This window comes from Caulobacter endophyticus (genome assembly GCF_029543245.1).
In the GTDB taxonomy this organism is placed as follows: Bacteria; Pseudomonadota; Alphaproteobacteria; order Caulobacterales; family Caulobacteraceae; genus Caulobacter; species Caulobacter endophyticus_A.
Map to the genome: position 1 here is coordinate 27,352 of NZ_JARQWV010000019.1, position 21,116 is coordinate 48,467.

At 68.3% G+C, this 21,116-nt stretch carries 17 protein-coding genes; 14 read left to right on the forward strand and 3 right to left on the reverse strand.

Annotation, left to right across the window (positions count from 1 at the left end; all coding sequences use genetic code 11):
- The first annotated feature begins 123 nt into the window (after window positions 1–123).
- The 3 genes from P7A99_RS17820 to P7A99_RS17830 all read left to right on the forward strand — a co-directional run bounded on the left by P7A99_RS17820 (window position 124) and on the right by P7A99_RS17830 (window position 2,265).
- Window positions 124–792, forward strand: coding sequence for a TetR/AcrR family transcriptional regulator (locus P7A99_RS17820; RefSeq protein WP_116568394.1), 669 nt, complete (start codon window positions 124–126; stop codon window positions 790–792).
- A gap of 378 nt (window positions 793–1,170) precedes the next feature.
- Window positions 1,171–2,049 (forward strand): transglutaminase family protein, encoded by an 879-nt coding sequence (locus P7A99_RS17825; RefSeq protein WP_277795104.1) that lies wholly within the window; start codon window positions 1,171–1,173, stop codon window positions 2,047–2,049.
- A gap of 63 nt (window positions 2,050–2,112) precedes the next feature.
- Window positions 2,113–2,265: a hypothetical protein gene (locus tag P7A99_RS17830; RefSeq protein WP_277795105.1), complete on the forward strand. Its 153-nt coding sequence runs from the start codon at window positions 2,113–2,115 to the stop codon at window positions 2,263–2,265.
- Window positions 2,266–2,466: 201 nt separating this feature from the next.
- Here P7A99_RS17830 and P7A99_RS17835 read toward each other — a convergent pair whose 3' ends face one another.
- Window positions 2,467–2,979: a GNAT family N-acetyltransferase gene (locus P7A99_RS17835; RefSeq protein ID WP_277795106.1), complete on the reverse strand. Its 513-nt coding sequence runs from the start codon at window positions 2,977–2,979 to the stop codon at window positions 2,467–2,469.
- A 211-nt stretch (window positions 2,980–3,190) separates the two neighbouring features.
- Between P7A99_RS17835 and zwf the strand changes: the two genes are divergently transcribed.
- The 11 genes from zwf to pyk all read left to right on the forward strand — a co-directional run bounded on the left by zwf (window position 3,191) and on the right by pyk (window position 19,397).
- Window positions 3,191–4,657 carry a glucose-6-phosphate dehydrogenase gene (gene zwf, locus P7A99_RS17840; protein WP_277795107.1) on the forward strand — a complete coding sequence of 489 codons (1,467 nt, stop codon included), beginning with the start codon at window positions 3,191–3,193 and terminating at the stop codon, window positions 4,655–4,657.
- A gap of 15 nt (window positions 4,658–4,672) precedes the next feature.
- Window positions 4,673–5,359 (forward strand): 6-phosphogluconolactonase, encoded by a 687-nt coding sequence (gene pgl / locus P7A99_RS17845; protein ID WP_277795108.1) that lies wholly within the window; start codon window positions 4,673–4,675, stop codon window positions 5,357–5,359.
- A gap of 5 nt (window positions 5,360–5,364) precedes the next feature.
- Window positions 5,365–7,176: a phosphogluconate dehydratase gene (edd, locus tag P7A99_RS17850; RefSeq protein WP_277795109.1), complete on the forward strand. Its 1,812-nt coding sequence runs from the start codon at window positions 5,365–5,367 to the stop codon at window positions 7,174–7,176.
- A gap of 15 nt (window positions 7,177–7,191) precedes the next feature.
- On the forward strand, window positions 7,192–8,181 hold the full coding sequence (gene glk, locus P7A99_RS17855; protein ID WP_277795110.1) for a glucokinase: 990 nt from the start codon (window positions 7,192–7,194) through the stop codon (window positions 8,179–8,181).
- Between the two features lie 21 nt (window positions 8,182–8,202).
- Window positions 8,203–8,691 (forward strand): hypothetical protein, encoded by a 489-nt coding sequence (locus tag P7A99_RS17860; RefSeq protein WP_277795111.1) that lies wholly within the window; start codon window positions 8,203–8,205, stop codon window positions 8,689–8,691.
- 85 nt (window positions 8,692–8,776) lie between these two features.
- Window positions 8,777–9,796 carry a LacI family DNA-binding transcriptional regulator gene (locus P7A99_RS17865; protein WP_277795112.1) on the forward strand — a complete coding sequence of 340 codons (1,020 nt, stop codon included), beginning with the start codon at window positions 8,777–8,779 and terminating at the stop codon, window positions 9,794–9,796.
- Between the two features lie 246 nt (window positions 9,797–10,042).
- The gene (locus tag P7A99_RS17870) at window positions 10,043–10,198 is read left to right on the forward strand and encodes a hypothetical protein (RefSeq protein WP_277795113.1); all 156 of its coding nucleotides are present in this window, start codon (window positions 10,043–10,045) and stop codon (window positions 10,196–10,198) included.
- A 341-nt stretch (window positions 10,199–10,539) separates the two neighbouring features.
- Entirely contained in the window at window positions 10,540–13,467 is a 2,928-nt protein-coding gene (locus P7A99_RS17875) for a TonB-dependent receptor (RefSeq protein ID WP_277795114.1), read from the forward strand.
- A gap of 96 nt (window positions 13,468–13,563) precedes the next feature.
- Window positions 13,564–15,069: a tryptophan halogenase family protein gene (locus tag P7A99_RS17880; protein ID WP_277795115.1), complete on the forward strand. Its 1,506-nt coding sequence runs from the start codon at window positions 13,564–13,566 to the stop codon at window positions 15,067–15,069.
- A 385-nt stretch (window positions 15,070–15,454) separates the two neighbouring features.
- Window positions 15,455–17,938 carry a glycoside hydrolase family 3 protein gene (locus P7A99_RS17885; protein WP_277795116.1) on the forward strand — a complete coding sequence of 828 codons (2,484 nt, stop codon included), beginning with the start codon at window positions 15,455–15,457 and terminating at the stop codon, window positions 17,936–17,938.
- Between the two features lie 28 nt (window positions 17,939–17,966).
- Window positions 17,967–19,397, forward strand: coding sequence for a pyruvate kinase (pyk, locus tag P7A99_RS17890; RefSeq protein WP_277795117.1), 1,431 nt, complete (start codon window positions 17,967–17,969; stop codon window positions 19,395–19,397).
- Between the two features lie 172 nt (window positions 19,398–19,569).
- Here the strand turns inward: pyk and P7A99_RS17895 are convergent, their stop codons facing one another.
- A complete protein-coding gene (locus tag P7A99_RS17895) occupies window positions 19,570–20,268 on the reverse strand; it encodes a Crp/Fnr family transcriptional regulator (protein WP_277795118.1) in 699 nt (232 codons plus the stop codon).
- Between the two features lie 319 nt (window positions 20,269–20,587).
- Window positions 20,588–21,091, reverse strand: coding sequence for a pyridoxamine 5'-phosphate oxidase family protein (locus tag P7A99_RS17900; RefSeq protein WP_277795119.1), 504 nt, complete (start codon window positions 21,089–21,091; stop codon window positions 20,588–20,590).
- Between the last annotated feature and the right edge of the window lie 25 nt (window positions 21,092–21,116).

Consider the following 21,116-nt stretch of genomic DNA (forward strand, 5'->3'; position numbering starts at 1 on the left):
CAGGCTGGAGGGCGTGGCCGCGCTGCGTCTTGAACGAAATTCCTCAGACCTCGGCGCATCTTGACGCTTGCGCCAAATTCGAACGCTTGTAAGGGTTCCCTAGGGGTAAAGGGGATTGAAGTCTTGAGTTCGACCACCGAGATCGCCGCCGGCCAGGACGCTGAGGCGCAGGAAACCGAAGCCGTCACCAAGAACCTGGTGTTCACCGCGGCCGAGCGGCTGTTCGCCCTGCACGGCTTCCAGAACGTGTCGGTGCGCGACATCACCGCCGCGGCGGGCGTGAACCTGGCGTCGGTGAACTATCACTTCGGCTCCAAGGACGCCCTGCTGTTCGAGATCTTCAAGCGGCGCACGGCCGAGCTCAATCGCGAGCGGGCCCGCATGCTGCACGAGGCCAACGATCGAAACGCGGGCGCCCCGCCGGTGCGCGAGATCCTGGCCGCCCTGCTGACCCCGCCGCTGCGCTGGCTGGCCCCGGACCACGAACGCCGCATCTCGCTGCAGTTCCTGATCCGCGCCCGCAGCGAGGGCACCGACGAGATCCGCCAGGTGCTGAAGACCGACGTCTCGCATCTGCGCCGCTTCTCCGACGCCCTGCTGAAGGCTCGCCCCGACCTGTCGCCGGAGGACGTCTACTGGCGGCTGCACTTCACCCTGGGGATGCTGCACAACAACCGCTTCGCCGAGTTCGACCGCCTGAACGTGCTGTCGGAAGGCCAGACCAGCGAGGCCGACGTCGTGTCGCTGCTTGAGCGGATGCTGGCCTTCGCCGAAGCCGGCTTCGCGGCCTGAGGCTAAACCCCTCTCTCTGAGAGAGGGAGGGTGAGAGGTAACAAGCTCGCCGGACGAAGCACCTCCCACTATCGTCATCCCGGAAAGCCCGAAGGGCTTATCCGGGACCCAGGAGACTGGGCTCGGCGGATCGATCAAGCGCCCAATCGGTCGCTGACGCATAGCGGCGGCCCCTGGGTCCCGGCTCTCCGCTTCGCTGCGGCCGGGATGACGGCTTAAAGCGAGAATTGGGATCTACCGGCCAAGGGTGAAACCTCTCACCCTCCCACCGCTTCGCGGCGGGCCCCTCCCTCTCTCAAAGAGAGAGGGTTCAGCGCATCTGCACGAATCACCGGCATGTGAGGAACGTTCGCGAAAGTCGGGGGTTAGAGTGGCCCCATGGCTCGGCTCGGCATCACTCATGAGACCCGCTACGCTTACGAGCGCCCGGTGGCGTTCGGGCCGCACCGGCTGCTGATCCGGCCGCGCGACAGCCACGCCATCCGTATCGTCGAGGCCAGGCTGGCCACCTCGCTGCCCGGCCAGACGCGCTGGAGCTACGACGCCAGCGGCAACTGCGTCTGCACCTTTCAGCCGGAGGGGCAGGCCGATTTCCTGACCATCACCAGCAGCCTGGTCATCGACCGCTTTCCAGCGCCGCTGAGCGACCAGGCGATCGACGACCCGCACACGGTCTCGCCGATCGTCTACGGACGCGAGGACCGGGCGGTGCTGGACCCGTTCATCCGCCCGGCCACCGAGGACGCCGACCGGGTGATGCTGCGCTGGCTGCGCGAGCAGATGGAGCGGCCCGACGAGCCGGCGCTCGATTTCCTGCTGCGCCTGAACGCCACGATCCACGATCAGTTCGAGTATCAGGCGCGGTCGGCCGAGGGCACCCAGAGCCCGGCCCTGACGGTGGCGCGCGGGGCGGGCACCTGCCGCGACTTCGCCTGGCTGATGGTCGAGGCGCTGCGGCGGCTGGGCTACGCGGCGATGTTCGCCACGGGCTACATCTACAGCCCCTCGCACGGCGGGATCCGGGGCGCGAGCGCGACCCACGCCTGGTGCGAGGTGTTCCTGCCGGATCTGGGCTGGACCGAGTTCGACCCGACCAACGGCCTGGCCGAGTCCGAAGACCTGATCCGGGTGGCCGCCACCCGCACGCCAGCCGAGGCCCTGCCGGTCTCGGGCACGGTGATCGGCGATCCAGGGCTTTCGGAGCTCAGCGTGGTCGTCGACGTGCAGCAGTTGGATGCGCTGTGCGAGGCGGCTTGAGACGGATCAACGAGAAGCGCCGCAAAGGCGCGCAAGAGTGATGTTCAGACGGGAGGCGCCGCCATGATGACCAAGATGTTCCAGCACCAGAAGCCGATGACCAACTCCGCGTTCTCCAAGTCGGAGCCCAAGGCCCAGCACGGCCAAAAGCCCGACAAGGACTGCGTCGAGCTGAAGGACGAGAAGCGCTCGTTCGAGCCGCGTCCGGGGCATTGAGGGGCGGGGCGTGGCCTTCCGCTACGCTTCCATAGCCCCCTGGATCGCTTCCCTCGCCCTTGTGGCGAGGGTCCATGGCGGCGGTGTCTCAGACAGCGGAACCCCGCGAAAGGTCTGAGCAGGCTGAAGCATGGGTCCTCGCCACAAGGGCGAGGAAAGCGGACTTTATAGTGAGGCGGCCAGCTTGGAGCGCCCGCAACCTCACCCCCGCCGCAGGATGAACTCCAGGTCCTGGATCTCGCCCACGGGGAAGAAGTACTCGCCGGCCTTCTCGAAACCCATGCGGCCGTAGAGGCGCTGGGCGCCGTGGTTCTCGGACCAGACGCCGATCCAGAGGGGACGCGGGCCGTCTTTCTCCAGCCAGTCCAGGGCGGTGTTCAGCAGCAGAGAGCCGCGGCCGCCGCCCTGGTGGTCCTTCAGCACGTAGATTCGCTTCAGCTCGCCGTCGCCGTCTCGCACCTCGGGGTGGGGCAGGTCGCATGGACCGGCCAGGGCGTAGCCGATCGCCTGTCCGTCCAGCTCCAGGATCCAGGTCGCCTTGTCCGGATGAGCCAGGTCGGCGCGGGTGCGCTCCAGGCCGTAGGCATAGGCCAGGAAGGTCGCCAGGTCCTTGGGCGGATAGAGGTGCGCGAAGGTCTCGGTGAAGGTGCGCGCCCCGAGGGCGGACAGGGTCTCGGCGTCTTCGGCGACGGCGCGGCGCAGGGTCGTGCTCATGGGCAGGTGATGCCTCGAAAAAGACGGCCCGGACAAGCTTTGTCACGCGTTTTGGAAAAGCGATTGGTCTTATGGCGACCGGCCGACAAAGGGCCTAGGTAGGGGCCGCGCCGTAGGGCGGGTTTTGGGGGCGCGACGGGCCTGGGTCGACCGCGTGCTTGCCAAGCACGAACGAGCGTGTCATGACAACGTTGTCATAGGGTGGACGAAATTGACCAAGAAAAAAGCCGATAACGGTGAGACGGGCCGCGACGTCCTGGTGCTCCTCGGAGGCGCCGGCGACCTGGCCCTGCGGATGCTTCTGCCGTCGCTGTATTTCCTGGAAGTCGACCGGCTGCTGCCGCGCGACCTGCGCATCTTCGGCGTCGCGCGTGGCGACCTGGACGGCGCGGGCTACCGCAAGCTGGTGCGCGAGCACCTGGGCAAGCGCGCCAATGTCGAAGAAGCCGCCTGGGAGCGCCTGGCCGCCCGCCTCGACTACCTCTCGGTCGACATCACCAAGGAAGAGGGGGCCAAGGCCCTGGCCGGCAAGATCGGCGCCCACGACTCGCTGACGGTGTTCTTCGCGGTTTCGCCCAGCCTCTATCCGTCCGCCTGCCAGGCCCTGCAGGCCGCCGGCCTGACCGGTCCGTCGACGCGCCTGGTGCTGGAAAAGCCGATCGGCCGCGACCTCGAAAGCTCCAAGGCCACCAACGCCGCCGTCGGCGCCGTGGTCGACGAGAGCCAGATCTTCCGCATCGACCACTATCTGGGCAAGGAGACGGTCCAGAACCTCACCGCCCTGCGGTTCGCCAACGTGCTGTTCGAGCCGCTGTGGGACAACAAGTCGATCGACCACGTCCAGATCACCATCGCCGAGACCGAGAAGGTCGGCGACCGCTGGCCCTATTACGACGAGTACGGCGCCCTGCGCGACATGCTGCAGAACCACCTGCTGCAACTGCTGTGCCTGGTGGCCATGGAGGCCCCGTCGGGCTTCGATCCCGACGCCGTCCGCGACGAGAAGGTCAAGGTGCTGCGCTCCCTGCGGCCCTTCACCAAGGACAACGTGGCGCATGACACGGTCCGCGGCCAGTACGTGGCGGGAGTGGTCGAGGGCACCGCGCGCGCGGGCTATCTGGAAGAGGTCGGCCAGCCGTCCAAGACCGAGACCTTCGTGGCCATGAAGGTGGCCATCGACAACTGGCGCTGGGCCGGCGTGCCGTTCTTCCTGCGCACCGGCAAGAACCTGCCCGACCGCCGCACCCAGATCGTCGTGCAGTTCAAGCCCGTGCCGCACAACATCTTCGGCCAGGTGACGCAGGGCGAGATGCAGGCCAACCGCCTGGTCATCGACCTGCAGCCGGAAGAAGACATCTCGCTGAGCGTGATGACCAAGCGTCCGGGCCTGTCGGAAGAGGGCATGCGCCTGCAGTCGCTGCCGCTGTCGCTGAACATGGCCGCGCCGGGCGCCCGTCGCCGGATCGCCTACGAAAAGCTGCTGCTGGACGCGTTCCGCGGCGACCGCACCCTGTTCGTCCGTCGCGACGAGGTCGAGGCCGCGTGGCGGTTCGTCGACGGCGTGGCCAAGGCCTGGGCCGATGCGGGCATCGAGCCGGCGACCTACGCCGCCGGCACCTGGGGGCCGCCCAGCGCCGCCTCGCTGATCGCGCCGCAAGGCCGCGGCTGGAAGTCGTAAAAGGGTACCCGCAACATGCCCAAGCTTGAAGTTTTCCCGACCCGCGAGGCGCTCTACGACGCGGCCGCCTCGACCATCGCCGGCGCCTTGACCACGGCCGTGGCTACGCACGGCAAGGCCGGCTTCGCCGCCACCGGCGGCACCACCCCGGCCCCGGTCTATGACCGCCTGGCGACCCTGACCGTTCCCTGGGACAAGGTCACCGTCACCCTCAGCGACGACCGGTTCGTGCCGCCGGACCACCCGGGCAGCAATGAGGGCCTGGTGCGTCGCCACCTGCTGGTGGCCGAGGCCGCCAAGGCCGGTTTCGCGCCGCTCTATTTCGACGGCGTCGACCAGCAGGCCTCGGCCGACAAGGCGCAGGAAGGCGTGGCCCAGGCCCTGCCGTTCGGCGTGGTGCTGCTGGGCGTGGGCGCCGACGGCCACTTCGCCTCGCTGTTCCCGGGCAACCCGGCCCTGGCCGTGGGCCTGGATCCGGAGACCGACCGTCTGGTCGTGGCCGCGCCGAAGGGCGAGCCGGCCCCCGACCTGCCGCGGATCAGCTTGACCTTCCAGGCGTTGATTCAGTCGTCGCTGATCGTGCTGCTGGTCACCGGCCAGGCCAAGCGCGAGCTCCTGGAAGGGCCGGTCGATCCCGACCTGCCGATCGCCAGGATCCTGAAGCAGGACCGCGCCCCGGTCCGTATCCTCTGGGCGGAGTAGTTCTGATGGCCCTCAATCCCGTCATCGCCGCGATCACCCAGCGGATCATCGAGCGCAGCCGTCCCACGCGCGAGGCCTACCTCGCCCAGATGGAAGCCGCGTCCCTGGCCCAGCCGGGCCGCGCCAAGCTGTCGTGCGCCAACTGGGCCCACGCCTTCGCCGCCTCGCCGGCGGCCGACAAGGTGCGGGCGCTGGACCCCAATGCGCCGAACCTGGGCATCGTCTCGGCCTATAACGACATGCTGTCGGCTCACCAGCCGCTGGAAGAGTATCCGGCCCTGATCAAGGCGGCCGCCCGCGAGGCCGGGGCCACGGCCCAGTTCGCCGGCGGCGTGCCGGCCATGTGCGACGGCGTCACCCAAGGCCGTCCGGGCATGGAGCTGTCGCTGTTCTCGCGCGACGTCATCGCCATGGCCACGGCCGTCGCCCTGACCCACGACGCCTTCGACGCGGCCATGTACCTGGGCGTCTGCGACAAGATCGTGCCGGGCCTGGTGATCGGCGCCCTGACCTTCAGCCACCTGCCGGCGGTGTTCGTGCCGGCCGGCCCGATGACCTCGGGCCTGCCGAACTCGGAAAAGGCCCGCATCCGCGCCCTCTATGCCGAGGGCAAGGTCGGCCGTGACGAGCTGCTGGCCGCCGAAAGCGCCAGCTATCACGGCCCGGGCACCTGCACCTTCTACGGTACGGCCAACACCAACCAGATGCTGATGGAGCTGATGGGCCTGCACCTGCCGGGCTCGGCCTTCGTGCATCCCAACACCCCGCTGCGCAGCGCTCTGGTCAAGGAAGCCGCCCGCCGCGTCGCCGCCGTCACCCACAAGGGCAACGAGTGGATCCCGGTCGGCCGCGTCATCGACGAGAAGGCCGTGGTCAACGGCGTGGTGGGCCTGATGGCCACCGGCGGCTCGACCAATCTGGCCCTGCACATCGTCGCCATGGCCCGTGCGGCCGGGATCATCCTGACCCTGGAAGACCTGGACGACATCTCCAAGGCCGTGCCGCTGCTGGCCAAGGTCTATCCGAACGGCTCGGCCGACGTGAACCACTTCCAGGCCGCCGGCGGCATGGCCTTCGTGGTGCGCGAGCTGCTGAAGGCCGGCATGGCCCACGAGGACGTGCTGACGATCGCCGGCCCCGGCCTGTCGAACTACCACCAGGAGCCCTACCTGGACGGCGATGAGCTGAAGTGGCGCGAAGGCCCGGAAGCCTCGCTGGACGAGGCCATCCTGCGCCCGGTCGAGAACCCCTTCAGCAAGGAGGGCGGCCTCAAGCTGCTGGCCGGCAACCTGGGCCGCGGCGTGATCAAGATCTCGGCCGTGAAGCCCGAGCACCACGTGATCACCGCGCCCGCCGCCGTGTTCCAGGAGCAGGAAGACTTCATCGCCGCCTTCAAGCGCGGCGAGCTCGACCGTGATGTGGTGGTGGTGGTGCGCTTCCAGGGCCCGTCGGCCAACGGCATGCCCGAACTGCACAACCTGTCGCCGTCGATCTCGGTGCTGCTGGACCGCGGCCACAAGGTGGCGCTGGTCACCGACGGCCGCATGTCGGGCGCCTCGGGCAAGACCCCGGCCGCCATCCACGTGACGCCGGAAGCCGCCAAGGGCGGCCCGCTGGCCTATGTGCAGGACGGCGACGTGATCACCATGAACGCCGACACCGGCGAACTCTTCATCCATGTGGACGAGGCGGAACTCCTCGCCCGCACGCCTGCACCAGTCCCGGCGTCCAAGCCGGGCTTCGGGCGCGAACTGTTCAGCTGGATGCGACACGGGGTCGGCGCCGCCGACGCCGGCGCGTCCGTGCTGTTTGCTTAAAGGGAACGGAAACCCATGAACGGCGCCAACGCACACGGGCTGGGTCTGGTCGGCGATATCGGCGGCACCAACGCCCGCTTCGCCCTGGTCGACTTCGACGGTCCGGATCCCCGGCTGATCGAGCCCACCGCCTACAAGGGCGAGGACTACGACACGGCCGAGGACGCTATCGAGGACTATCTGGCCAAGGTGGGGGTCAAGCACCCCGACCAGGCCGTGGTCGCGGTGGCGGGCCCGATCGAGCATGGCGCCGTTCACTTCACCAATATCGACTGGCGCCTGTCGGAAGACAGTCTGCGCCGCACGGGCGGCTTCCGTAACGCCCGGCTGATCAACGACTTCACCGCCCAGGCCCTGGCCGCGCCGCGCCTGTCGCCGAAGGACCTGCGCCAGATCGGCCCGCTGCCGACCTCGGGCGAGGGCGACCTGGCCATCATCGGCCCGGGCACCGGCTTCGGCGCCGCCGGCATGGTTCGCCGCAACGGCTGCGACACCCCGCTGACCACCGAGGGCGGCCACATCTCGTTCGCCCCGGTCGACGAGACCGAGATCGAGATCCTGCGCGGCCTGCAGGCCAAGTACGGCCGCGTGTCGGTCGAGCGGATCCTGGCCGGCCAGGGCATGGAGGACCTGCACGTCCTGCTGGCCAAGATCGAAGGCCGTCCGGTCGAGGAACTGGAAGCCAAGGCCATCACCGAAGGCGCGATCGCCGGCCGCGAATGCTGCAAGACCACGGTCGAGCGCTTCTGCGCCATCCTCGGCTCGACGGCGGGCGACCTGGCCCTGGCGCTGGGCGCGCGCGGCGGCGTGTTCATCGCCGGCGGCATCGCGCCCCGGATCATCGACCTGCTGGAGGCCAGCGCCTTCCGCGAGCGCTTCGAGGCCAAGGGCCGTCTTTCCGACTACGTGAAGGACATTCCGACCCACGTGATCCTGCACCCGCATACGGCGCTGATCGGGGCCGCAGTGGCGATGACGCCGGACGGCCAGGCGTCGATTTCGTAGCCGAACTCCCGGGAGGCGCGGATGCGACGCCGCTGGTTCGTTGCCGCGTGGATTTCCGCCATGGTCGCCGGCGGCCCGGCCTTTGCTTGCCGGGCGCCCTTGGCGATACGGCTTGAGGACGTTGCTCGGGCCGATCTGGTCGTGGTCGGCCGCGTCACGCAGTACGAGGTTGTCCGCAAGCCGTCGCTCCTGCCTGGGGAGCGGCCAGGGACCCTGTCGGATCATGCAACGTTCCTGGTCCGGACGGAGGAAGTGCTTGCCGGCCAGGCCCCGGCGCGGCTGGCGGTGAGGTGGGACAACTCGACCTTCGCAGAGCCGGACGCCTTGCCCGAGGGGCCGTTCCTTATCGCCTTGAGCCGGCCGACCGGCGCTGCCTCGAACCCCGAGGCCTACACGCTGTTTCAGGCGGCATGTTCGGATCCATTCCTGTTCGAGGCGGCCAGCGATCGCGCTCGGGCCGTCCGCGAAATCCTCGCGCGAAACCACAAGACGGACGGCGAGAAACGCTGATCCGTCAAAAAGGGGTCGCCTTGACAAGGTTGTCATGGCTTGTTGTCTCGCTTGAAGGCTGAATCAACGCCGCGCGAGGCTATTCTTGAACGCCAAGGTTACGATCCACGACGTCGCCCGCATGTCGGGCGTTTCGATCAAGACCGTGTCGCGGGTGCTGAACCGCGAGCCGAACGTCAAGGCCGACACCCGTGACCGGGTGCAGGAGGCCGTGGCGGCGCTGAACTACCGGCCCAATATCTCGGCCCGCAGCCTGGCGGGCTCGAAGGCCTATCTGATCGGGGTGTTCTTCGATAACCCCAGCCCCGCCTACGTCACCGACGTGCAGCTGGGCGCGATCGGCCGCTGCCGTACCGAGGGCTATCACCTGATCGTCGAGCCGCTCGATTCCGAGGGCGACGTCGAGGAGCAGGTGGCGCCGATGCTGGCCACCCTGCGCATGGACGGGGTGATCCTCACCCCGCCCGTCTGCGACGACGCCCGGGTGCTGGCGGTGCTCGACGCCGAGGGTGTGCCCTATGTGCGGCTGTCGCCCGACAAGGACCTCGACCGTTCGGCCTATGTACGGATGGACGACATGGCCGCCGCCTACGAGATGACCGCCCACCTGATCAAGCTGGGCCACAAGGACATCGCGTTCATCAAGGGCCACCCCGATCACGGCGCCGCCCACCTGCGCTACGACGGCTACGCCAAGGCGATGGCCGATCACGGCCTGGTCGTGCGCGAGGATCGGGTGGCCCAGGGGTGGTTCTCGTTCCGCTCGGGCTTCGAGGCGGCCGAAACCCTGCTGGCGGGCGAGGATCGGCCCACCGCCATCTTCGCCTCCAATGACGACATGGCTCTGGGCGTCATGGCCGTGGCCAACCGCCTGCGCCTGAACGTGCCCGACACCCTGTCGGTGGCCGGTTTCGACGACACGCCCGGCGCCAAGGTCGTCTGGCCGCAGCTGACCACCGTGCGCCAGCCGATCCAGGCCATGGCGGCGGCAGCCGCCGACCTGCTGCTCAGTGGCGCGCTGAAGGACGAGGAGGGCGTCGCCCCTTCGCGTCTGCTGGACTTCGAACTGGTGGTTCGCGAGAGCACCGGACCGGCGGCCGGGTAGGGGCGGACGAGCGCCTCCCTGCGTCTGTAGCGAAGAAATCTGCTCGTCTCTGGCGGCGGCGGGGTTGATTACCGCCGTCGACCCACCATGTAGAAGCAAGCGCTGATCGCCCATGGCCCTCGAGCCAGGCGTCGCCTGCGCTTCACCGCCCATTCTCGCGTGCGTTTCGAACGCCGCCCCCTGGGCTTTTCTCCCACGACCATCGTTTGGGCCTGGCATTTCGCTCGGCCCGCTATCTGGAACTACATGAAGACCAACACCCTCCGCGCGGCCGCCGTTCAACGGAAGCCCCGCACCCAACCGCAATCGCGCGCCGTGACGGCGCCGGCCCGCACCGAGTGGGCGTGGCCGGGACTCACCCGCGCCGAACTGCGGGAACACATCATCGAACAGATCGGCTGATAACGGCCCGCGCGGCCGGCGATCAGCCGGTCGCGTGCCTGGTTTCGCGAAGCCTTGCGCAGCAAGGCTTCGCGCTTTCAGCAGATAAATCACACAAATAGCGAAAGCGAATTTTGTTACGCGATTGACAGCGTTGTCCATTGACAGCGCTGTCGCCTTACTCCTAGGTTGCATCCGCCGACCCCCGAGAAGGGCCGGAGACCAAGGGAGGATGCGCAAGGCATCCCGAAAAACTGGCGAACTTACTCACGTCGACCCTGTCGGCGGAGATCGGCTCTCTGCGGCCGTAACCTAGGGGAATGCTCATGATTTCGAAGACTTATGCGACCCGGAGCGCGCTGATGGCGGCGGCGTCCGCGGTCGTCCTGCTGGGGGCGGGTCAGGCCCTGGCCCAGACCGCCGCGACGGACGCGGCGACGCCCGCCTCGACGCAGGAACCATCCTCGGTTGAGGAGGTGATCGTCACCGGCTTCCGCGCCTCGCTGCAGAGCGCGCTGTCGGCCAAGAAGAACTCGAACCTGATCATCGAGTCGGTCACCGCCGAGGACATGGGCAAGTTCCCCGACCAGAACATCGCCGAGTCGCTGCAGCGCCTGCCGGGCGTGCAGATCGACCGCGAGAACGGCCAGGGCACCCGGGTGCGCATCCGCGGCCTCGACCAGAACGTCACCGTCCTGAACAACGACATCTTCGTATCGGGCATGGAGCTGTTCCGCCTGGGCGAAGGCAAGATCAACCAGACCAACTCGCTGGAAGGCATCCCGTCCGAACTGATCGGCGGGGTCGACGTCTACAAGTCGCCCGACGCCTCGCTGCTGGAAGGCGGCCTGGGCGGCATCATCAACCTGAAGACCCGCAACGCCCGGTCCCTGCGCGACGACGTCACGATCGCCGGCGACCTGCGCGGCAACAAGGCCGGCGACACCGACTGGAACCCGACCGGTTCGCTGGTGCTGGGCTACAAGTTCAGCGACCGCTTCGCCGTGCTGGGCACGCTGTCCTACGACAAGACCGAGATCCACACCGACGTGCTGGGCGGCGAGAACCGCGGCGGCTGGGCGTTCAACGACCGGCCGGTGGTCGGGGGCGGAACCCTCGACGTGTGGTCGCCGGAGTATCGCTACGCCACCTATCGCGACCAGGAGCGCAAGCGCCTCGGCGCCTCGCTGAACCTCGACTTCGCCCTGACCGAGTCGCTGCAACTGACCGGCGACTGGTTCCACTCGGACCTGAAGATCAAGACCAGCGAAGCCTCGATCAAGTTCCCCTTCGCCAACGAGAACGCCACCTACGCGGCCGGCGCCAGCGTCGACGGCAACGGCGTGCTGCAGAGTGGGACGGTCACGGCCAACTCGGCCGAGGGCACCTCGTACCTGCAGGACTCGCAGGCCAAGACCGACAACTTCCAGGTCGCGCTGAACTGGGACAACGGCGGGCGGGTGACCGGCAGCGTGCGCGCAGCCTATTCGACGGCCGACTATGAAAGCGCCAGCGCCAACAACGACGTGCGCTACACCCAGTACACCGTGCGTAACGGCACGGCCGCGGGCCTGGTGCCCAACGCCACCGCGCCGGCGACCTTCACCTACAGCTACGCCAACGGCGACAATCCGCGCTTCACTCCGGCCAACGCCGCCCAGTTCACCACGCCGTCCAGCGTGTTCGCCAAGTCGCACTGGGTGTTCGGCGAGGACACCCAGATCGACAACACCTCGATCCGCGGCGACCTGAAGTTCCGTCCCGAGTTCGGCGAAAGCGGCGACCTGGTGATCAGCGCCGGTGTCCGCTACGCCGAGCGCAAGATCGACTCCGAGTTCTGGCAGCTGCTGGCCGACTATTCCGGCAAGGGCGAGCTGAACGGCCGGACCTACGGCCAGGACTGGACCCCCTACGGCTACTTCCAGGACGGCGCCATCGGCTTCAAGTCGTGCGGTTTGCCGGCCGGAACGCCGGGTCGCCCGAACTGCGGCCAGACCGCCACCGACGACGGCCGCTTCGGCGCCTCGCCGGCCCTGATCACGCCCTACCAGACGGCGGCCTCGAACCCCGAGCGGTTCGAGACCCTGACGGTCGGCGGCATCACGGCGCTGTTCCAGAACCGCAGCCAGATGGAAAATCCGGTCGCCTGGCTGTCGAACCTCTATTCCTCGACGCCGTTCAAGAAGTTCGCCGACCCGATCCAGTCGTTCCGGATCAAGGAAAAGACCACCACCGGCTACGGCATGGTCGACCTGGGCGGCTCCGACGACCGCTACCACGTCAATGCCGGCGTCCGCGTGGTTCGCACCGAGCTGACCATCGACTCCAGCGGCACGCCGACCACGCCCTGGTATTGGGGCACCGACAGCTGGAACGGCGTGATCGGCAATCCGGACGCCATCAAGACCACCCGCGAATATACCGACGTCCTGCCCAGCGCGAGCGCGGTGTTCGACGTCAACGACAGCGACAAGGTGCGCGTGTCGGCGGCCCGGGTCGTGTCGCGTCAGGACCTGTTCCAGCTGGGCCAGGGCTCGGCCTTCAACTTCACCCGCAGCTCGACGCCGGGTCCGAACCTCAACCGCTTCCTCTACACCAACGGCAGCGGCGGCAACCCGGACCTCGACCCGTACCGCGCCTCGCAGTTCGACATCGCCTACGAGCGCTACTTCGGGCGTAGCGGCATCGTCTCGGGGGCGTTCTTCTACAAGAGCGTCGACTCGTTCATCCAGACCGACACCGTGCCGCGCACCGTGGCCGACGGCTCGGTCGAGGGGGCGACCCTGGGCGTCTACACCGCGCCGGTGAACGGCGACGGCGGCAGCATCAAGGGCGTCGAACTGGCGGCGCAGTACGCCTTCGAGAACGGGTTCGGCTTCAACGCCAACTACACCTTCTCGGACTCCGAGACCTCGAAGTCGAACGACTATGACGACAACCTGCCGATCCCGGGCGTGGCCAAGCACGCCTTCAACCTGCAGGGCTTCTACGAGGGGCACGGCTTCGAGGCCCGCGTCTCCTACGCCTGGCGCGACAAGAGCTACCAGGGCGATTTCTCGTTCGGCTCAGGGGCTGACCGCCACAGCCTGGGCACGTGGGAGCGGGCCTATGGCCAGCTCGACGCCCAGGTCGGCTACCAGGTGACCCCGGCGATCAAGATCGTGCTGGAGGGCATCAACCTGACCGAAGAGCCGACCGGTCGCTACCTGCAGTGGGAGAACCTGCCGTTCCGCTACGCCACCGCCGATCGCCGGATCGTGCTGGGCGCGCGGTTCAAGCTGGGGATGTAAGTCCTCTCATGCCGGCGGCGGACAGACTGCGAGCCCGTCGCCGGCTCTTTTCCTGACACGTGCTCCGCCAGAGAGCGCGAACGGGGAGGAAACGCCATGGATCGCGCCATAGGCTCGATCGCCATCCTCGGCGGCGGCACCGCCGGCTGGATGGCCGCCGCCGTGCTGGCCCAGGTGCTGCGCGGCACCAAGACGACCATCACCCTGGTCGAAAGCGCCGAGATCCCCACCGTCGGCGTGGGCGAGGCGACCATCCCGCCGATCATCGACTTCCTGCGGCTGCTCGAGATCGACCAGGGCCAGTTCATGGCCGCCACCGAGGCCAGCTTCAAGCTGGGCATCCGCTTCGACGACTGGCGGGTCGTGGGCGAGCGTTACTGGCATCCGTTCGGAACCTTCGGGCCGTCGGTCGACCGCCGGCCCTTCCATCACATCTGGCACCGGCTGCGGGCGGCCGGCGATGATCCCCGCGTCGAGGCCTACAGCCTGGCCACGGCCCTGGGCGACGCCGGCCGCATGGCCTTCGCGGACGGGACGGGGCAGGGGCCCTTGGGCGGCATGCGCCACGCCCTGCATTTTGACGCCGGCCTGGTGGCGAAGTTCCTGCGAACCTATTCCGAGCAGCGCGGCGTGCGCCGGCTGGAGCGTCGCGTCGAGGGCGCGACCCTGAAGGATGACGGCTTCGTCGAGGCCCTGGTCCTGGACGGCGGCGATCGCCTGGCGGCCGACCTCTTCATCGACTGTTCGGGCTTCCGGGGCGTGCTGATCGAGGGCGCGCTGAAGACCGGCTACGAGGACTGGGGCGCCTTCCTGCCGTGCGACCGGGCGGTGGCCGGCCTGACCGTGCGCGACGCCAATCCGCCGCCCTTCACCCAGGCCGCGGCGCGGCCGGCCGGCTGGCGCTGGCGGATCCCGCTGCGCCATCGCACCGGCAACGGCTACGTCTATTCCAGCGCCCATGTCAGCGACGACGAGGCCCTGGCCGACCTGGAGCGCGAGGCCGGCAAGCTGCTGACCGAGCCACGGGTGCTGAAGTTCACCGGTGGCCGCCGCAAAGCCTTCTGGAACCGCAACGTCGTGGCGCTGGGCCTGGCCTCGGGCTTCATCGAGCCGCTGGAGTCGACCAGCATCCACTTCGTGACCAGCGGCCTGATGAAGCTGCTCGATCACTTCCCGGACAAGGATTTCGACGGCGCCAACATCGCCGACTACAACAAGGCCCTGATCGCCGAGTACGAGGCCGCGCGCGACTTCATCGTGCTGCACTACCAGCCCACCCGACGGGACGAGCTGTTCTGGCGTGAGCGGGCGGCGGCGGCCTTGCCCCATGATCTGGCCGAGCGGCTGGCGCTTTATCGCGGCACAGGGCGCATCCCGCATCGGCCCACCGAGCTCTTCACCGAGCTGTCGTGGTTCTACGTGCTGGAAGGGATGGGCGTGCGGCCCGACGCCTACGATCCGCTGGTGGACCTCTCCAATCTTTCGCAGGTTCGCGACGGCCTCGCCGGCTGGCGACGAAGCGTGGCCGAGGTCGCGCAGGCCGCGCCCTCGCACGACGCCGCGCTGGACCTGATCGCGGGACGGGCGCGTTCGGCGGCTTGAGCGTGCAGGCCGTCCGGGGAAACGAAACGATACAAAAAGAAGATAGACAGCGCTGTCAAGAAATGGTGTCTGATCGATGTGACCGCTATCGCGACGCGCCCGCAGGGGCCGCGAGCGTGGTGATCACGAAACGAAACAAGGGAAGGAAACCGCTGGGCCGGCAGGCGCGCGACCGCGCCGCGACCCTCGTTGCTCGTCGTCATTCATCCCGCTCCAGCGTCGGCGCTTCCCGCGTCGATGGGATGCCGTCTTCCGGTCGTCGGCCCCCCTCCGGCCGCGTGGACGAGGTGCTGGAGGCCCCTCCTGCAAGGGGTTGCTCCCACTGCGGCGCGGCGGGCTCGCCGCGCCGATCTTTTCAGGTTCTCTCGCTTTCAAGGGCTCCGTCATGAAGCTTCGCCGTCCGCTCCTTCGCGCCTCGTCGCTGGCCCTGACCGTGGGCCTGGCCCTGCCGGCCCTGGCCGCCGAGCCGAGCCTGATCGCGACGACCCCGCAGACCACGGCCCATCCCGAGCTGTGGCCGGCGGCCAAGAGCCCGGCCAGCATCACCGACGCCAAGACAGAGGCCTTCATCACCGACCTGATGAAGAAGATGACGATCGAGGAGAAGGTCGGGCAGACGATCCAGGGCGACATCGCCTCGATGACCCCGGCGGACCTGGCGACCTATCCGCTGGGTTCGATCCTGGCCGGCGGCAACTCGGCCCCCGACGGCAACGACCGCGCCACGCCCAAGGCCTGGACCGACCTGGTCGACGCCTATCGCAAGGAAGCCCTGGCCAAGCGTCCGGGCCGCACGCCGATCCCGCTGATGTTCGGCATCGACGCCGTGCACGGCCACAACAACATCGTCGGCGCGACCATCTTCCCGCACAATGTGGGCCTGGGCGCGATGCGCGACCCGGCCCTGATCGAGCGCATCGGCCAGGCCACCGGCGAAGAGGTGGCGGTGGTCGGCGGCGACTGGACCTTTGGTCCGACGGTGGCTGTGCCGCGCGACGACCGCTGGGGCCGCGCTTACGAGGGCTATGGCGAGGATCCCGAGATCGTCGCCAGCTATTCCGGCCCCATGACCCTGGGCCTGCAAGGCAAGCTGGAGAACGGCAAGCCGATCGCGCCGGGCCGCATCGCCGGCAGCGCCAAGCACTTCCTCGCTGACGGCGGCACCCAGGACGGCCGCGACCAGGGCAATGCGGTGATCTCCGAGCAGGAGCTGGTGGCGGTCCATGCCCAGGGCTATCCGCCCAGCATCGACGCCGGCATCCTGACCGTCATGGCCTCGTTCTCCAGCTGGAACGGCCAGAAGATCACCGGCAACAAGACCCTGATCACCGACGTCCTGAAGGGCCGCCTGGGCTTCGAGGGCTTCGTGGTCAGCGACTGGAACGCCCACGGCCAGCTCCAGGGCTGCTCGAACGTCTCGTGCCCGCAGGCGATGAACGCGGGCCTCGACATGTACATGGCCCCCGACAGCTGGAAGGGCCTCTACGAGAACACCGTCAAGCAGGTGAAGTCGGGCGAGATCCCGATGGCGCGGCTGGACGACGCCGTGCGCCGGATCCTGCGGGTCAAGGTCAAGTCGGGCCTGTTCGACCGCGTGGCGCCGCAGGTGCAGGGCAGGTTCGATCGCCTGGGTTCGGCCGATCACCGCGCCATCGCCCGCGAGGCGGTCTCCAAGTCGCTAGTGCTGCTGAAGAACGACGGCGTGCTGCCGATCAAGGCCGGGGCCAATGTGCTGGTGGCCGGCGACGCCGACGACATCGGCAAGGCCTCGGGCGGCTGGACCCTGACCTGGCAGGGCACGGGCAACAAGAACAGCGACTTCCCCAACGGCCAGTCGATCTGGGGCGGCCTGAAGGAGGCGGTGGAAGCGGCCGGCGGCAAGGCGACCCTGGCCAAGGACGGCAAGTTCGCCGGCGCCAAGCCCGACGTCGCCATCGTGGTGTTCGGCGAAGATCCTTACGCCGAGTTCCAGGGCGACGTGGCCAATCTGGCCTACCAGCCGAATGGCAAGACCGATCTGGAGCTGCTGAAGAAGCTCAAGGCGCAGGGGATCCCGGTGGTGGCGGTGTTCCTGTCGGGCCGTCCGCTGTGGGTGAACCCCGAGATCAACGCCTCGGACGCCTTCGTCGCGGCCTGGCTGCCGGGCTCGGAAGGCGGCGGCGTGGCCGACGTTCTGGTTGCCGGCAAGGACGGCAAGTCCAAGCGCGACTTCACCGGCAAGCTGTCGTTCAGCTGGCCCAAGCGCGCTGACCAGGGCCCGCTGAACCGCGGCCAGCCGGGCTATGATCCGCAGTTCGCCTATGGCTACGGCCTGTCCTACGCCAAGTCGGCCAAGGTCGCGCAGCTGTCGGAAAGCGCCGGCGACCTTGGAACCGCCGCCAGCGTCGACCGCTATTTCGTCGCCGGACGCGTGCCGGCCCCGTGGATGCTGAGCTTTTCGGGCGCAGGGGCGGTCAAGACGATCGACGCCGGCGCCCAGGAGAACGGCCGCCAGGCGACCTGGAGCGGGCAGGGCGAAGGCCTGCTGGCCGTTCAGGGCCCGCCGGTCGACCTGTCGCGCCAGACGACCGGCGACATGGCGGTGCTCGTGAGGTGGCGAGTCGACAAGGCGCCGGTTGCGCCGGTTTATCTGACTGTCGGTTGTGGCGAATCCTGCGGTGGGAGGCTAGACGTAACGTCAACGTTGTCAGGCTCGAAAATCGGCGAATGGCGTTCAGCCAAGATCAAACTTTCCTGTTTCCAGGCGGCGGGCGCCCAAATGGCGCACGTTTCGTCTCCATTCGGCCTGAGCACCTCGGGGCCGCTGACGATTTCGCTTACCGAAATCCAGTTGGCGTCCAACGAGGGCGACGCTTTCTGTCCCAAATAATCCCCCAAACTGACAAAGGAGCGGCCGCATGATCCGCGCGCGTCGTTCCCGCATCGTCGCCACCATCGGCCCGGCCTCGAGCTCGCCGGAAATGATCGTCAAGCTGGCCAACGCCGGCGCCGACGTCTTCCGTCTGAACTTCAGCCACGGGGCTCACGAGACCCACGCCGCCGTCTACGCCGCCATCCGCGCGGCGGAGGCGGTGGTCGGGCGTCCGCTGGGCATCCTGGCCGACCTGCAAGGGCCCAAGCTGCGCGTCGGCAAGTTCGCCGACGGTCCGGTTCAGCTGAAGCCCGGCCAGGCCTTCCGGTTCGATTCCGATCCGACCCCGGGCGACGAAACGCGGGTTCATCTTCCCCATCCCGAGATCCTGACCGCGATGAAGCCGGGCGCGACCCTGCTGCTCGACGACGGCAAGCTGCGGATGACCGTGACCGAAGCCGGCCCCGGCTACGCCGACACCAAGGTCGTCAACGGCGGCAAGCTGTCGGAGCGCAAGGGCGTGGCGGTGCCCGACGTCATCATCCCGATGTCGCCCCTGACGCCGAAGGACCGCGAAGACCTGGCCTTCGCGCTGCGCCTGGGCGTCGACTGGATCGCCCTGTCGTTCGTGCAGGCCCCGGAAGACATGGCCGAGCTGCGTCGCATCGTCGAAGGCCGCGCCGCCGTGCTGGCCAAGATCGAGAAGCCGCAGGCCCTGCAGACCCTGGGTCCGATCCTGGATCTCTGCGACGGCGTGATGGTGGCCCGCGGCGACCTCGGCGTCGAAATGGCGCCCGAAGAAGTGCCGGTGGCGCAGAAGGAAATCCTGCGCGCCGCCCGTGAGCGCGGCATTCCGGTGATCGTCGCCACCCAGATGCTGGAGTCGATGACCAGCTCGCCGACCCCGACGCGCGCCGAGGCCTCCGACGTGGCCAACGCCGTGTACGAGGGCGCGGACGCGGTCATGCTATCGGCCGAAAGCGCCGCCGGCGACTATCCGGAAGAAGCCGTCTCGATGATGAACCGCATCATCGAGCGCGTCGAACGCGACCCGCGCTGGCCCGAGCTGATGCAGGCCGAGCAGCCGCATGTCGACGAAGACGCCGACGTGCTGGTGGTCGCCGCCGCCGGCGCGGCCAAGTCGGGCTCGACCAAGTGCCTGGTGGCCTTCACCACCACGGGCGCCACGGCTCGCCGCCTGGCCCGCGAACGGCCGCTGCAGCCGGTGCTGGCGCTGTCGCCGCGTATCGAGGCCGTGCGCCGCATGGCCCTGGTCTGGGGCGTCGAGCCGCGGGTCAGCGCCCAGCCCGACAGCCTGGAGGTCGTCACCACCGACGCCGCCGCCCGGGCCCTGGAGCTGGATCTCGCCAAGCCCGGCGAGCGCATCCTGATCGTCGCCGGCACGCCCTTCGGCGCCCCCGGCGCGGCCAACCTGCTGCGCCTGGCGCACGCGCCGTTCCCGGTGCGCAAGCGCTGATCCTGATCCCTCTCCCCTTGCGGGAGAGGGTGGCCTCGCGGAGCGAGGTCGGGTGAGGGGTCTCTCAAAGCAAGACGCCGCGACAGCCGATCAGCTGTCGCGGCGTTTTTCGTGGGTGCGACCCCTCATCCGTCGGCTTTCGCCGACACCTTCTCCCGCAAGGGGAGAAGGATCAGGAGCCGAACGGCTCGGGCAGCAGGCGCTCGTAGCCTTTCCTCACCGCGCCGTAGCATTCGCAGGCGATGGCCTCGAGGCCCGCTCGGTCGAGGATGTCGACGACGCCGCGGCGATAGCGGATCAGGCCCTTGGCCTGCAGGGCGCCGGCCACGGCGGTGACCGTGGTGCGCTGGACGCCCAGCATGTCGGCCAGGAACTCCTGGGTCAGGCTGATGGTGTCGACGTCTATGCGGTCGCGGAATCCCAGCAGCCAGCGGCAGAAGCGGGCCTCCACCGCGTGCAGGGCGTTGCAGGCTACCGACTGGATGGCGTGGCCGAACAGCGCGTCGTTGTGGCGCTCGATCAGGTCGCGCAGCACCGCGCTGCGTTCGGCGCCTTCGCGGAGGGCCGCGGCGCTGATGCGCGAAGCCCCGCCCGGCGCCTGGACGATGGCGCGCGACAGCGACTGGCGCGGCGAGATCGCCGCCATCAATCCCAGGCCGCCTTCGCGCCCGATGGTGGCCGACTCGATGGCCGCGCCGTTCTCCATAAGGGTCATCAGCGAGATGACGCAGTCGTGCGGGAAGTAGACCGTGTCGATCTGGTCGCCAGGATCGTACAGCAGCTTCCCCTTCTCCAGGTCCTGATGGGACAGCTGGGCGGCGATGTAGCCGAAATCCTCGGGGGGCAGGGAAGCGAGCAGACGGTTCTTCAAGGGATGTAGAGGCCCTGTCATGGCGAATCGAACGCCGGCTTGCGGCAAGGGTTGCAAGCTATAGGCAGGACTGAGGTGCGGCGCTGTCAGGTAGCCGACGCAATGCAGGCGCTGTCGGGCCTAAATCGAGATGGGGCTATATTGTGGCCATATGGGCTGCAATAGCTCAGACTATCTCTGCTATGTCGGGTTCCCGACAAAGAGTGTTGATAGGGCCTGAAACTACAGAGAAATCAACGGACCGTCTGTGCGCGGCGCAAGGAAAAGGCCGCACCGCCGACGGTGCGGCCCTTGTCGGCCGTTAAGTCCGTGAACGGACTCAGGCGATGCCGATATGGGCCCGATCGCCGAGGTCGGGCTTGCTGTCGGTAAGGTTGGCCTTGGCGATTTCCCAGGCGAAGCGGATCGCGCCGCCCTTGGAGATCCACAGTTCGGCGTCGCGGGCGTCCAGGCGCAATAAGGTCAGGTGCGGGTCGTCCTTGCCGTCCGGGTACCATGCCGCGACGATCGGCGACCACCAGCGCTGGATGCGGGCGGTGTCGTGGTCGCGGCTCAGGCGGCCGCCGATGCAGGCCTGGAAGTCGCCGTCCTTGGCCTGGACCACGAACATGGCGTCGCCCCCGTTGGCCGCTACGGCCTGGGCCAGGTCGGTGTCATCGCGGGTGAAGAACCAGATCTGGCCGGTCTCGGGCTCGGCGAAGGCGGTCATCGGCTGGTAGTGCTGGTGGGACTGGACCAGGCCCAGCATGCCGAAGCGGGCGTCTTCGACCTCTTTCCAGAGGCGCTTTTCCACATCGGCCTTGTCGTGGGGATCGGTGCTCATGGCGTTCTCCTGCCTTCAGGGATGA